This window comes from Marinobacter sp. H13 (assembly GCF_059072335.1).
Genome location: NZ_JCACRU010000001.1, coordinates 3,777,145 through 3,790,648, shown reverse-complemented (window position 1 = coordinate 3,790,648; position 13,504 = coordinate 3,777,145). Strand labels below are relative to the sequence as shown.

Below are 13,504 nucleotides of genomic sequence, written 5' to 3'. Positions count from 1 at the left end.
GATTGCCTGACATGTTGATGGTTGTTTCCCCTGCCAAAACGCTGGATTACGAGAGTCCGCTGGCGACCAGTACCTATACTCAGCCGGAATTCCTTGAGGATGCCTGCGAGCTGGTCGACCAGCTTAAAACGCTGGAGCCGCACCAGATCAGCAATCTGATGAGCATCAGCGACAAGCTTGGGCAGCTGAACGCCGAGCGCTTCCAGAACTGGCACACACCGTTTACCCCCGAGAATGCCCGGCAGGCTGTGCTGGCTTTCAAAGGTGACGTGTACACCGGCCTGGACGCCGAGAGCTTCAGTGAACAGGACTTCGACTTTGCCCAACAGCATCTGCGCATGCTTTCCGGTCTGTATGGCGTCCTGAAACCGCTGGACCTGATGCAGCCCTACCGCCTGGAAATGGGTACCCGGTTCGAGAATAACCGTGGCAAGGATCTGTATGCCTTCTGGGGCAGCAAGATCACAGAGGAGATCAACCGGCTGCTTGCGGATGACGACGGCGTGCTGGTCAACCTCGCCTCCAACGAGTATTTCAAAAGCGTAAAGAAGAAAGACCTTGAAGGCCGGCTGATTACCCCCCAATTCAAGGACTGGAAGAATGGTCAGTACAAGATGATCAGCTTTTATGCCAAGAAAGCCCGGGGGCTGATGTGTCGGTTTGCCATTCAGAACCGCATTACCCAGGCCGACGACCTCAAGGGATTCAACCTCGAAGGCTATTACTTCAGCGAAGACCAATCCGATAAGAACAACTGGGTTTTCCTGCGGGATGAACAGTAATCCACGTTGAAATCGGAGTCAGCAATGAACGAAGCAATGTTTTCCCAGATCGCCATGCTGGTGTTTCTGACCGGCCTGATTGTCTGGATGGGTGTCATCGTCTGGGATCTGGCCAAGAAATCCCAGGCCGGCAAGTTCGGCACCATCGCACTATTTACGGTGCTGGGCGCCGGCGTTGTGGGCTTTATCGTTAAAACCGTACTCGTAGAGATCATGCAAATATGAAAGACAAGGACCAGCCCTGATGTGGTTTCGCAACGCCCGCGTATTCCGATTTACCAAACCCTTTGATATCTCTGCCGAAGAGCTGGAGGAAAAGCTGCAGGCCGATGCCTTCAAGCCCTGCGGACCTCAGGAAACCAGCCGCCAGGGCTGGGTTCCGCCCCTGGGCAAGCATGGCGAACAACTGGTTCACAGCGCCAACGGCTATCACCTGATTGCCCTGCGCAAGGAGGAAAAGATTCTTCCCGGCCCGGTGGTGAAAGAAGCGGTTGAGGAGAAGGCCGAAGCCATCGAGTTCGAGCAGGGCCGGAAGGTCCGGCGCAAAGAAAAGGACGAAATCAAGGAACAGGTAATGCTGGAGATGCTGCCCCAGGCCTTCTCCAAGAACCGCCGCTCCTTTGCCTACCTCGCCCCCCAGGACGGTGTTCTGGTGGTGGACGCGGGTTCCGCCAAGCAGGCGGAAGATCTGGCCTCGACTCTGCGCAAGAGCCTCGGATCGCTGCCGGTTCGTCCACCCGCGGTGGAACAGGCACCTGCTTTCACCTTTACCGGTTGGCTGAACGAATCCATCGACCTGCCCGGCAAGGTGGTTCTGGGCACGGAATGCGAACTCAAGGATCCGTCTGAAGATGGCGGCGTGGTGCGCTGCAAAGGCCTGGACCTGAAAGCCGATGAAATCCGCAACCATCTGGATGCGGGCATGCAGGTGACCAAGCTGTCCCTGACCTGGGACGACAACGTCTCCTTTGTGCTGGATGAAGAACTGGGCATCCGTCGCCTCAAGTTCGGCGAAACACTTCAGGATCAACTGGATGATGTCGACGTGGACGACCACGCTGCCAAGTTTGATGCGGCTTTCACGCTCATGACCCTTGAGCTGTCCCGGCTGATTCCAGGGCTCCTGGAAGCGCTCGGCGGCGAAGATCGCTCTGCGATTGTCGAAGAGTAGTGCCGTAAATCCGGGTCAGATACCCGCTTTATCTGACCCGGCCTCCCTTGCGCTCTTCAGTGGGCACTCTTTCCCAGCCGCTCTCTCTGCCAGTCTTTTTCCGGTTCGTTCAGGACCAGCCGCAGATCCATCACTTCCTCTTCGGTATTGAACTTGATTTCAAAGCCCAGATGTTCCGCCAGCTGCAACATGGGACGATTATCCGGCAGCACATTGCCCACCATTTCCACGGTACCCCTGGCCCGACAGTAATCGATCATCTTTTGCATCAAGGCAACGCCGAGGCCTTCGCCCTTCATTTTATCGTGCACCATGACCGCGAACTCGCATTGCAGGTTATCGGCATCGGTCCAGGTGCGCACGGTTCCGAGGGTTTCCTCGCCTTCCCCGTCTTCCCTGGGCGCGTTGGCAATAAAAACCATCTCCCGGTCGTAATCGATTTGCACCATCTGGGCTACGTCTTCGCGAGAGAAATGCTTGCGATACTGGAAGAACCGGTAACGAATGGATTCCGGCGACTGCAACTCATGGAACGCCCGGTGGGCAGGCTCATCTTCCGCCAGTACCGGTCGAATGATGACCCGGCGCCCGGATTTGGGCAAAACAATCCATTCCTCCAGTTCCCGCGGGTAAGGCTGAATAATCGGCCGCCCCGGCTTGTCGGCCAGATTGATGGCAATATTGACAGCCACGGCCCCCTGCTCGTTGAACAGCAAGGGCGAGATCTCAAGCCCCTTGATTTCCGGAATGTCGATAACGATCTGTGAGAGGGTGACCAGGGTCTCGGACACCGCGCGGATATCCTCCTCCGGCTTCAGGCTGTGTTCTTTCAGCAGCTTGTACATGTAGGTACGGCGCAGAAGCTCACGGGCCAACACCATGTTCAATGGCGGCAGTGCGATCTGACGATCGGTCATCACGTTGATCTGGGCGCCAGCTGCACCACAAACCACCAGGGGCCCAAACAATGCGTCCCGGGTAATGCCGACACTGAACTCGATCCCACCCACGTGCTGGTAGGAACGCTGAACCGCAAACCCGAGAAATCCACTTTCCGGGAAATGGCTCTTGTATTCCTCCATCAGGTAGCGGCACGAATCCATGATGGCTGCCTCGCTGTTCAGTTTCTGGACCGTACCCTTGTAACGACGCTGGGTCGGACTCAGGTCCAGAAAAGGATGGCACGCCTGCTCATGAATGATGGTGATGTCGATGGGGCGCCGCTCAACCGCAAACACCTCCAGCACCTCTTCCATATCGTCGCAGTACATGGTTTCGATGGTGCTGATCCCGTAGTCCCGCACCAGATCCCGCGCTTCCCGGTTCGACAGGTGATACCGACCTGCTCGAAGGGCCCTGTTGACCACATGACGGGTATGGGTGCGGTCTGCAAAGTGGTCGGTAAAGGATTCCGGCGTTTCCGTAAGCAGCCGCTGAACCCGCTGGTGACGAACATGTTGCATGAATGCCATCACGGCTTTTTCGGGATTGAAGAACGACGGCAGCCCGGCCCGGTAAAACTCTTCCCGCGCATCCATGACCGTACTCTGGCCGAGCCAGCAGGTGAACACATTCAGACGTGTGCCCTTGGACGCCTGCACAACCGCGTCCGCAATCTGGAGGCTGTCCTCAGTCAGACTCGGGGCATACATCACCAGAACGTTTGCCACTTCCGGATCCTTTGCCAGGATCTTGATGGCCTGGCCGTAAAGTTCCGGCGAGGCATCGTAGTTAAGGTCAATGGGGTTTTTGCGGGTCCAGTAAGGTGGCAGCAGCTCGGCCAGGTTCTCAATGCTGGATTTCGACAGCTCTGCCAGTTCACCACCAAGATCCGCCAACCGGTCCACGGCCAACACCCCGGGGCCGACCCCATTGGCCATGATCGCCAGGGTTTCGCGGCGCAAGGGACGCATCCGCGTCAATGTCTCGAGCGCATCAAACATCTGGCCAAGGCCATCCACTCGGAGCACACCTGCCCTCTGAAGCATGGCGTCGTAGATTGGATCGCTGCGTTTCAGGCCATCAGGGAGGTCGTGGGGAAACCACTCCGACTCCGGCACCCGACCGGACTTCACCGCAATCACCGGCTTGGTGCGGGACGCCACCCGCACCGCCGACATGAAGCGGCGGGCATTGGGAATGTTTTCGATGTGCAGGAGAATCGCACGGGTCTGTGTATCCTGCGCCAGGTAGTCGATCAGGTCGTCGTGATCGATATCCATGCCATCGCCCAGGGTCAGGAAGTAGGAAAACCCCACACCACGGGCGAATGCCCAGTCGATGACCGAACTGGCGATGGTGCCGGACTGGCCAACGAAGGCAACCCGGCCAGGGATGGCGCCCATATGGGCGTAGGTAGCGTTCAGGCTGCGTGCCGGGACCATCAGGCCAATGGTGTTGGGGCCCAGAACCCGGATTCCGGTCTCCCGGGCCGCTTCACGAACGGAATACATCAGGGGCTGGCCGGTTTTACTGTGAGTACGTGACATGCCACCGGTCATAACGATCGCGGTGCGCACCCCGGCCTCCCCCAGCCGCTTGATGGTCTTGGCCACGGTATCCGGCGGCGTACAGATGATTGCCAGGTCCGGGGAAAATTCCATTTTCGAGACTTTCTTGACGCAGGGCACCCCGTGCACGTTGTCGTAATCGTTCTGGTTAACCACCAGTAACCGGCCGGGATAACCGCCCCCCATCAGGTTCCGCAACACCATACCGCCAAGGTTGTCTGCCCGCTCCGACGCACCGATCACCGCAATGGACGCGGGATTAAACAGGCTCTCCAGATACCGGGTGCTCAAGCTGACTCTCCTTTGTATGCGGCCGGCAGACCGTTGGGAAATAAATGTAATAAAACAGGTTACTTATGAGTGTAACTCTTATCTTAGGCCTTGATACCCCGATGTGAAACGACTATCGCCGTTATAAGACCAAAGAAACACGGCATCGTGCAGTTTTCCCTGATAAGCTTGAAGAAAATATAAGCATATCGAAGGCAGTCCGAGACGTATGACCACGGCATTCTTTTCCCACGATGACTTCATGAAACACAACATGGGGCCGGAACATCCGGAAAGCCCTGAGCGGCTGGCGGCCATCATCAGCTACCTTGCTGATACTGGCCTGGACCAGAAGCTGGACTGGGTGCGGCCGGAAGAAATCACCCGTGATCAGCTTCTGATGGTGCATCCGGAAAAATATCTCCATCAACTGGACCTGATGCAACCGACCCGCGGCCGCGTGTTTACCGACCCGGACACGGCCATGATGCCCGACACCCTTCGAGCCGCTCGTCTGGCAGCTGGTGCCAATATCCAGGCCGTGGATATGGTCATGAGCAGCCAGGTTACTAACGCGTTTGTGTGTGCCCGGCCGCCCGGGCACCATGCCGAGCGGGCGAAATCCATGGGGTTCTGTTTTTACAACAACGTTGCCCTGGCCGCCATGCGCGCCCTCACCTTTCATCATTTGGAGCGGGTCGCGATCATCGATTTCGACGTGCACCAGGGCAATGGCACCGTAGACATTGTCAGTGGCGACGAGCGTATCCTGATGTGCTCAAGCTTCCAGCATCCCTTCTATCCGCACTCCCACGTGCACCGGCAGGCCGACAACATCGTGAATATTCCGATTGAGGCAAACTGTTCGTCTGAAGAGTACCGGAAGCAGGTGGAGGCGGGATGGCTGAAGCGCCTGAATGAATTCAAACCGCAGTTGATCCTGATTTCGGCGGGTTTTGATGCCCACCGGCTGGATCCGATGGCAGAACTGAATCTGGATACGGAAGATTATCGCTGGCTAACAGAAATGATTGTGAGTGTCGCCAGTGAGCACAGCAATGACCGGATCATTTCAACCCTGGAGGGCGGGTACCATCTGCGGGCCCTGGCGGAAAGCGTCAATGCCCACCTGGAAGTACTGGATTCGGTTTACTGACGCCAATCAGCCCCTGGGTTCGCCGCCATAACCGTTAGCCTGCTGCAGTTCCGGGCGGTCACCGGCCCGTTGCAGGCGGATATTGGTGCGCCGGTTATCGGCGGGCCGGTTGGATACCGGGTACTGGTCGCCGTGAGCCCGAACGGTAATCATGTTTTCATCAATACCGCTCGCCTTGAGGTAGTCGGCCACCACATTGGCGCGATCTTCGGAAAGCGCACGGTTGTCGATCCGGCTTCCAATACTGTCACTATGACCATCCACGAAAATCCGCTCAACCGTGGAATCTGCGTTCACATAGGCCACGATGTTATCCAGTAGTTGCCTGTCGGCATCGGATAATTGCGTGCTGCCGCTGGCAAAGGGCACCCTCGAGCGCTGGATCTGATCAAAGTTTACCGGCAGTAGATTGGACGTACAGCGCTGATAACGCTGGTACTCGCCGGCGAAGTTAATGTTGGAGACCTGAACCCGCACCGGGCGGCCATCAAACCACGATTCCCTGGTTACCGTCGGGCGCATCCCGTCCAGAAGTCCATGGGCGACCACGAACGCCTGACGGGTATCCAGCGAGACCTGACGGCGATCATCCGAGACATTGACCGTTCCCAGGGGCTTCGGCGCCACACCCGGACGCCAGGCCGGTGCCTCGACCACAAGGCTGCCGCGCCCTGGTCGCATCAATGCGGAATCAGACTCCAGGAAAAAGCTGAGACTTTCACCGGCGCGATGATTGAACACCGCCCGACCGTAGCCGGGAACTTCGTGCACCAGCCGGCATTCAAATACCGACTCGGCGAGATACCACTGGCTGTTCTCGATTCCGGCGCCATAGCTGGCAGCCTGCGCGGTTGCCGGCAGAAGCACCACGGGCAACGTGGCAACCAGCAGAGTATTCAGGAGTTGTCCGGGGCGAAATCCCATAGAGCTAGCCATCAGTGTCCGGAGTTAGCAGAGTCAGACTGTTTAACGGCCTGAGCCGGAAGTTCTTTAGCCACCAACCGGAAAACAATCACCCGCGCCTTCTGGTATAATTCGCCAAATTTTTTCGGCTCCCAGAGAACCGGGCACAAGCTCGCCCCGCCAAAGGTATTTCGGACAAACGCCATGACAGACAAGCTCACGCTCACACGCCCCGACGACTGGCACCTTCACGTACGGGACGGCGACATTCTCAACGACGTGGTACCGGCTACGGCCGCCTGCTTCGCTCGCGCCATCATCATGCCTAACCTGGTACCGCCAGTTACCACCGCAGCCGATGCCACAGCCTACCGGGAACGCATTCTGGCGGCTGCCAATGGCACCGAGTTCGAGCCGTTGATGACGCTGTATCTGACCGAGAGCATGACGGCGCAGACCATCCGGGATGCCAGGGCTGCCGGCGTTGTGGCTGCCAAGCTTTACCCCGCCGGAGCAACGACCAATTCCGACTCCGGCGTGAAGGATATCCGCAACATCTACCCGGTTCTGGAAGCCATGGCCAATTGTGGCATGCTGCTGCTGGTACACGGCGAGGTAACCGATGCCGATATCGACATTTTTGACCGGGAAAAGGTATTTCTGGAGCGTGTCCTGGCACCCACTCTCGAGGCTTTCCCGAACCTGAAGGTTGTACTGGAACATATCACCACGGCCGATTCCGCAGAATTTGTCCGGCAGCACGCCGGTGACAACCTCGGTGCGACTCTGACGCCCCAGCACCTGATGTACAACCGCAACCACATGCTGGTAGGCGGCATTCGACCGCATCTCTATTGCCTGCCAATCCTGAAGCGTAACCGCCATCAACAGGCGCTCAGGGACGCGGTGGCCAGCGGCGACAAACGCTTTTTCCTGGGCACGGATTCCGCCCCCCATTCAAAGGATCGCAAAGAGGCAGCCTGCGGTTGCGCTGGCTGTTACTCGGCCTACGGCGCAATCGGTCTGTATGCGGACATTTTCGAAGAGCTTGGCATCCTGGATAAACTTGAAGCATTCGCCAGTTTCAACGGGCCGGATTTCTATGGCCTACCGCGGAATACCGATACCATCACCCTGATTCGTGACCCCTGGACCATGCCGGCAGAGCTGCCGCTGGCTGACGGAACCATCGTGCCCCTCAAGGCTGGTGAAACCGTTCACTGGAAACTGGCGTAAACCTGACTTATTCCTTCTCACACACGGCCAAGACCGGAGCTTGAGTGACTGACGAAAACAAACCACCGCATCCCATGTCCCGCCGCTTTCGCGGGTTTCTGCCTGTTGTAGTCGACGTGGAAACCGCTGGCTTCAATCCCGAGCGGGACGCCCTGCTGGAAGTGGCGGCAGTGATACTGACCATGGACGACGATGGCTGGGTGCGGCGCGCTGAAACCCACGTTCAGCAGATCGATCCTTTCGAAGGCGCGAATCTGGAGCAGTCCGCGCTTGATTTCACGGGTATTGATCCGTGGAATCCGGAGCGAGAAGCGGTACCCGAGCGGGAAGGACTCAGCGAGATCTTCAGCCCCATTCGCAAGGCGGTGAAGAACCACGATTGCAAGCGAGCCGTCCTGGTGGGCCACAATGCCACCTTTGACCATAACTTCATCTTTGCAGCCGCGCTGCGGGCCGACATCCGTCGTAACCCGTTCCATCCTTTCTCAACCTTCGATACCGCCACGCTGGCCGGCCTGGCCTATGGCCACACGGTTCTGGCCCAGGCCTGCAAACTCGCGGGCATTCCGTTCAGCAACAAGGAAGCCCATTCCGCCGCCTATGACGCGGAAAAAACCGCAGACCTGTTCTGTGGCATTGTGAATCGCTGGAAAGAACTGGGCGGCTTTCCGCCTCCGGTGATCCCCGAAGAGACCGAATAACCGCCATAAAAAAACCCGCCGCAGCGGGTTTTTTTCTGTGTGCCAGGCCTAAGTGTTGAAGGCACGCCTCATACTCAGCTGACTTTAAAGCGGGACAGAGAATCCCTGAGCTGATGAGACAACTCCGCCAAGTCACCACTGGCTTCGGAGATCTGGACCATGGCCTGTTTGGTCTCCAAGGACTTTTCAGCAATTGTGGATACGTTGCGCGTTACTTCTTCGGCCGTGGCTGATTGCTCTTCGGAAGCCGTAGCAATCTGCTCCGCCATACCGGACATCCGGGCAACCTCTTCCACTGCCTCGCGAAGCTGCAACACTACGGTTCCTGCCCGCTCAGAAATACCTCTGGCCTGGGTGCTGCAGCGGGTAACCACCTTTGAAGCACGCTCCGAAGAATTAACCAGAGTTTCGATGGAACTACTGATCTCCTCGGTCGCCTTCTGGCTGTTCTGGGCCAGGCTGCGCACCTCATCCGCGACCACCGCGAAGCCCCTGCCCTGTTCACCGGCCCGGGCCGCTTCAATAGCGGCATTCAAAGCCAGCAAGTTAGTCTGGTCGGCGATGGACTTTATCGAATCCAGAACCCTGGTGATGGATTCCATATTCTTTCGCAAGTCCTCTATGCCGGCTTCTGCTTCCTCCAGTTCCCTGGCCATAGCACGGGTGTCCTCAGCGGAGGATTCCACCTCGGTGGCGCTGCGGCTGACCGCCTCATCAGTGCGCCGGGCGGCGGCTGCCGATTCCGAGGTATTCTGGGACACCTCGCTGATGGCAGAGGACATTTCTTCAATGGCCGACGCCACCTGCTCAGTCTGCTCTGCCTGCTGATTCACACTGTCCAGAGTCTGCGAGGTGGTACCGGACAACTGTTCAGATGCACTGGCCTGGCGCTGGGACGCTTCTTCAACCTTGAAGATCACTTCTTTCAGGTCTGACACCATCTTGAGCATGGAGCCGTATACGCCCGTAGCCTTGTCACTGTCGGACGAATCAATGACCAGGTTACCTGCAGCTACCTGTTCCGCCAGTGCCTGCAATTCGGACGGGTCTTTGCCGAGGGGTTTCATGATCCGCACTGCGGTCCAGACCGCCACGGCCGCCACAGCCAGGAGCACAATAGCAATGGCTATCGCCGCCAGCGTCCACATTTCACGCACCGGCGCCAAGGCCTCGTCTTCGCTAATCTCCGCCACCAGCGCCCAGTTCAGCCCGCCTACGGTAACTGGCCTGTGGGCGGAAAACACTGGCTCGCCACGGTAGGACGTAACCACGCCTTCACCGGAATTTCCGGCCAGGGCCTCATCCACCGATGTCGAACTAATGCGTCCATTCTCCGGGTCGGCAAAGGAAGCGACAACACTGCGGTTTTCCGGATCCAGGTAGGAGTCTGACCGCATCAGGTTATCCGGCCCCACCAGATAGGCATCCCCGGTTTCGCCCATGCCATCTCGTTCCATCATGATGTTGTTCAGGCTGTCGATGGGGAACTGGAAGGCCAGCACGGCCAGCCGCTCATCTTTTTCGGAATATATGGGGGTTGCCACAAATCCGGCGGGCGCACCGTAGGACGGTACATACCGAGTAAAATCAACAAAAGTCGGAGCAGTATCCTGTCCGTCAGACATCGCCTGACGATAAGCTGCCGCCAGGCCAGAATCCGCGTAGGGACCATCTTTCAGGGAGGTAGCAAAATCCACCTCTTTGGCTACGGAATAGATAACGTGGCCTGTATCGGCATCAATGAGATAAATATCGTAGTAGCCGAACGCCTCCTGAAACTCCTTGAACGAGGTGTGCCACTGTTTGTGAAGCGTGTTATAAAACTGCGCGATATGGACGTCAGCCGATACCAATTCGTCTTTCTGCCCCACAGGATTCGGGTTGTCCACGATGTAACCCATCTGCAGAGCCAGGCTGTTTTTGCTGAGGGATGCAACGAAGTCCGAGGCTGAACGTCCGTTAGCACCACCATTTTGCTGCAAGGGTGGCAAAAAATTCTGCTGATAATAAGCCTCGACGTTTTCTCGTAAGGTCGACTGCTCCTCTTGTACCAGTTTTTCATAATTCTGGAATGCCAAACCAAACCCCTGGGCCGCCGTTCGGGTCCCGCGATTATTGGCCATGGCTTTCAGCTGCCGGGCAATAGTGCTGAGATAATCTTCAACACTATGCTGCTTATTGGTAGCCGCAATAGAGAGTTGTTGCAACGCCTGTTCCGTCAGGCTCTGTCGGGCAATTTCGGCGTTAAAAAATGAGATGGCAATGACGGGAAGCAGGCCAACCAGCAGCAAAGTCAGCAAAAGACGTTTCTTGAGAGTCATCAATAGCCCTTCTTTTATATTGTTCTTATGTTAACCATCGGCTATCGGCTGGTTTTCTTTAGCCCAGAACACTTTATAAAAGAGGCGAATCTCGTTTAACCCATTAATATGGGAGGGGAAATAACTCCCCCTCCCACTCGATTCGGGGGCAACTGCGTTACCAGTAGATGCCCCGCATGATGGCGGCGAAAGCCACCTGCTCGCTGGACACCTTCGGCTTCTCCCCGGAACGGCTACCGGCGGCGACCGGTGAATCCGGGAACATCCGGTAGCCGGTGTTCATGACGATCTCGGCCATCTTGGGCGCCAGGGCGTGAAGCACCTGGGTAAAGATACCCAGGCGGGTAGCGATTCGCTTCGGCCGATAGACAATGGCATCGGCAACCATGGTTGCAGCCTCGTCAGGCGTTAGCGTGGGGACAGAATCGTAGATCTTGGTTGGCGCAATCATCGGCGTTTTCACCAGCGGCATGTTAATGGTGGTGAACGTGACATTGCGATCCGACCATTCCGAAGCGGCGCAGCGGCTGAAGGCATCCAGCGCGGATTTGGAAGCCACGTAAGCCGAGAACCTGGGAGCGTTGGTCAACACACCGATGGACGAGATGTTGACCACGTGACCGCGGCGATTCTCAAGCATCTTGGGCGCAAAGCCCATGATCAGACGAACGGAACCAAAGTAGTTCAGTTGCATGGTGCGCTCGAAATCGTGGAAGCGGTCGAACGACAGATCCAGTGAACGGCGAATCGAGCGCCCGGCGTTGTTGACCAGCACGTCGACCTGGCCATGGTTATCCAACACGGTCTTCACGAACTCGTCGCAGGCATCCATATCGGAAAAATCGCAGGGATAGGCGTGTACGCTTGCGCCCCGGGACTCCAACTCTGCGGCCACCTCTTTCAGGCGCTCGAGTTTGCGGGCACCGATCACGAGGATCGCGCCGGCGTCTGCCAGTTTCTGGGCAGTTGCAAGGCCAATACCGGACGTAGCACCGGTCACCACGCAGACGCGACCTTCAACCGTGCCCTTGAGCGTGCGGTCCTTGAACAGGTCCGGATCCAGATTGCGCTCCCAGTAATCCCAGATCACCGGCGCGTAGTCCGGCAGGCGGGGCACTTCAATGCCGGTGCCTTTCAGAACGCGCTCGGTTTCGCGGGCGTCAAAACGGGTCGGGTAATTGATGAACGACATCACGGATGGCGGAATGCCCATGTCATCAAGAATGGCCGACGTCAGACGCTTCACCGGTGGCAGGTTCTTCAAGCTCTGGCGAATGAATGGCGGAATAAAGCCGAACATGCGGGAATCGATCCGCATCCCCATCCGGGGTGCGTGACCAGCCTCGCTGAAGATGTTGAGAATTTCGCCAACCTTGTACGGATCGGTATCCACCAGGTGGAAGCACTTGCCGTCTTCACCCTCAAGGTGAGCAATGTGATCCATGGCGTTAACCACGAAATCCACCGGCACAATGTTCAGACGCCCACCCTCGACACCAATGGTCGGGACCCACTGGGGCAACGCGTGGCGGATTTTCTGAATCATCTTGAAGAAATAGTAGGGGCCATCCACCTTGTCCATTTCACCGGTAGCGGTATGCCCAATCACCATGCCCGGGCGGTAGATGCGGAAGGGAACCTTGCATTCCTCACGAACGACCTTTTCAGATTCGTGCTTGGTCCGCAGGTACGGATGATCCAGCTTCTCGGCTTCGTCGAACATGTCTTCGCGGAAGATTCCCTTGAACAGACCGGCAGCCGCAATGGAAGAAACGTGATGGAAGTGTTTGGCGCCCATCGCTTCTGCAGCATTCACCGCAGCGCGGGTGCCCTCGATATTGGTCGCCTGCTGGGCTTCTTCATCTGCGCCCATATCGTACACGGCGGCGAGGTGAAAAAAGTGGTCGATTTTCCCTTTCAGGGCTTTCATCGTCTTGGCGTCGATGCCCAAATTCTTGCTGGTCAGGTCGCCTATGACGGCCTTCACCTGGGTTTCATCCGCGCCCCAGCGCTCACGCAATTTGTCCAGCTTGTCCTGGGATTGTTCACGCACCAGTACGTGGACAGTGCCACCACGTGCCAGAAGCTTCTCCACCAGGAAACGGCCAATAAATCCGGTGCCACCCGTCAGGAAATAATTCATCAATCTTCCACCCTGCCTGTTGCTCTGTTGTTGTCTATCCATGCCGGCACCCATACGACTAAAGTCTTAGAGTTTTCCGGAAACGCCGGCATTGTACTTAATTGCAACCTTCATGTATCGAACTTTTTTAGAGCTTTTACTCTGTAAGCCTTTGTTTTGTATAGAGCTATTACTCTAAATTTCTGACCCGACAAGCGGGACATGCCTGTCCGGTTCGTCGACACAATGTTTTTGAGACTAGCACAGAAATTGCCCCGTGCATGCTCAATTTCCGGATTACCACAATGCAATGAAAGCGCCCGCCAGCAATG

10 protein-coding genes are annotated in these 13,504 nt (G+C 57.1%); 6 read left to right on the top strand and 4 right to left on the bottom strand.

Translation table 11 applies throughout. The features are described 5' to 3' along the window. The first annotated feature begins 11 nt into the window (after positions 1-11). The 3 genes from yaaA to rdgC are packed head-to-tail and all read left to right on the top strand — an operon-like array spanning position 12 to position 1,953. Positions 12-782 (top strand): peroxide stress protein YaaA, encoded by a 771-nt coding sequence (yaaA, locus tag AC5JQH_RS17650; protein ID WP_493805797.1) that lies wholly within the window; start codon positions 12-14, stop codon positions 780-782. Positions 783-806: 24 nt separating this feature from the next. Next, complete coding sequence (locus AC5JQH_RS17645) at positions 807-1,007, top strand: DUF2788 domain-containing protein (RefSeq protein ID WP_008171445.1); 201 nt, start codon at positions 807-809, stop codon at positions 1,005-1,007. Between the two features lie 19 nt (positions 1,008-1,026). Beyond that, entirely contained in the window at positions 1,027-1,953 is a 927-nt protein-coding gene (rdgC, locus tag AC5JQH_RS17640) for a recombination-associated protein RdgC (RefSeq protein WP_014576673.1), read from the top strand. Positions 1,954-2,009: 56 nt separating this feature from the next. Here the strand turns inward: rdgC and AC5JQH_RS17635 are convergent, their stop codons facing one another. Then, positions 2,010-4,754 carry a bifunctional acetate--CoA ligase family protein/GNAT family N-acetyltransferase gene (locus AC5JQH_RS17635; protein WP_008171442.1) on the bottom strand — a complete coding sequence of 915 codons (2,745 nt, stop codon included), beginning with the start codon at positions 4,752-4,754 and terminating at the stop codon, positions 2,010-2,012. A 208-nt stretch (positions 4,755-4,962) separates the two neighbouring features. Here AC5JQH_RS17635 and AC5JQH_RS17630 point away from each other — a divergent pair, with 208 nt between their 5' ends. Next, positions 4,963-5,889 (top strand): histone deacetylase family protein, encoded by a 927-nt coding sequence (locus AC5JQH_RS17630; protein WP_053114886.1) that lies wholly within the window; start codon positions 4,963-4,965, stop codon positions 5,887-5,889. A 6-nt stretch (positions 5,890-5,895) separates the two neighbouring features. On the opposite strand, the gene AC5JQH_RS17625 is transcribed toward AC5JQH_RS17630, so the two are convergent. Continuing rightward, complete coding sequence (locus AC5JQH_RS17625) at positions 5,896-6,813, bottom strand: flagellar protein MotY (RefSeq protein WP_053114885.1); 918 nt, start codon at positions 6,811-6,813, stop codon at positions 5,896-5,898. 183 nt (positions 6,814-6,996) lie between these two features. On the opposite strand from AC5JQH_RS17625, the gene pyrC reads away from it, so the two are divergent. Together pyrC and rnt are read left to right on the top strand one after the other, a co-directional pair. Next, the gene (gene pyrC / locus AC5JQH_RS17620) at positions 6,997-8,028 is read left to right on the top strand and encodes a dihydroorotase (RefSeq protein WP_053114884.1); all 1,032 of its coding nucleotides are present in this window, start codon (positions 6,997-6,999) and stop codon (positions 8,026-8,028) included. A 44-nt stretch (positions 8,029-8,072) separates the two neighbouring features. After that, positions 8,073-8,729 (top strand): ribonuclease T, encoded by a 657-nt coding sequence (gene rnt / locus AC5JQH_RS17615; RefSeq protein WP_075267700.1) that lies wholly within the window; start codon positions 8,073-8,075, stop codon positions 8,727-8,729. A 74-nt stretch (positions 8,730-8,803) separates the two neighbouring features. On the opposite strand, the gene AC5JQH_RS17610 is transcribed toward rnt, so the two are convergent. Next, positions 8,804-11,050 carry a methyl-accepting chemotaxis protein gene (locus AC5JQH_RS17610; protein ID WP_053114883.1) on the bottom strand — a complete coding sequence of 749 codons (2,247 nt, stop codon included), beginning with the start codon at positions 11,048-11,050 and terminating at the stop codon, positions 8,804-8,806. Positions 11,051-11,207: 157 nt separating this feature from the next. After that, positions 11,208-13,193 carry an SDR family oxidoreductase gene (locus AC5JQH_RS17605; RefSeq protein ID WP_493805796.1) on the bottom strand — a complete coding sequence of 662 codons (1,986 nt, stop codon included), beginning with the start codon at positions 13,191-13,193 and terminating at the stop codon, positions 11,208-11,210. Positions 13,194-13,504 lie beyond the last annotated feature (311 nt).

Excerpts from the sequence above, each read along its gene's own strand:
- AC5JQH_RS17625 (WP_053114885.1), bottom strand. The coding sequence starts at position 6,813 with ATGGGATTTCGCCCCGGACAACTCCTGAATACTCTGCTGGTTGCCACG.
- AC5JQH_RS17610 (WP_053114883.1), bottom strand. The coding sequence starts at position 11,050 with ATGACTCTCAAGAAACGTCTTTTGCTGACTTTGCTGCTGGTTGGCCTG.
- rdgC (WP_014576673.1), top strand. The coding sequence starts at position 1,027 with ATGTGGTTTCGCAACGCCCGCGTATTCCGATTTACCAAACCCTTTGAT.
- AC5JQH_RS17605 (WP_493805796.1), bottom strand. The coding sequence starts at position 13,193 with ATGAATTATTTCCTGACGGGTGGCACCGGATTTATTGGCCGTTTCCTG.
- AC5JQH_RS17645 (WP_008171445.1), top strand. The coding sequence starts at position 807 with ATGAACGAAGCAATGTTTTCCCAGATCGCCATGCTGGTGTTTCTGACC.
- pyrC (WP_053114884.1), top strand. The coding sequence starts at position 6,997 with ATGACAGACAAGCTCACGCTCACACGCCCCGACGACTGGCACCTTCAC.
- yaaA (WP_493805797.1), top strand. The coding sequence starts at position 12 with ATGTTGATGGTTGTTTCCCCTGCCAAAACGCTGGATTACGAGAGTCCG.
- AC5JQH_RS17630 (WP_053114886.1), top strand. The coding sequence starts at position 4,963 with ATGACCACGGCATTCTTTTCCCACGATGACTTCATGAAACACAACATG.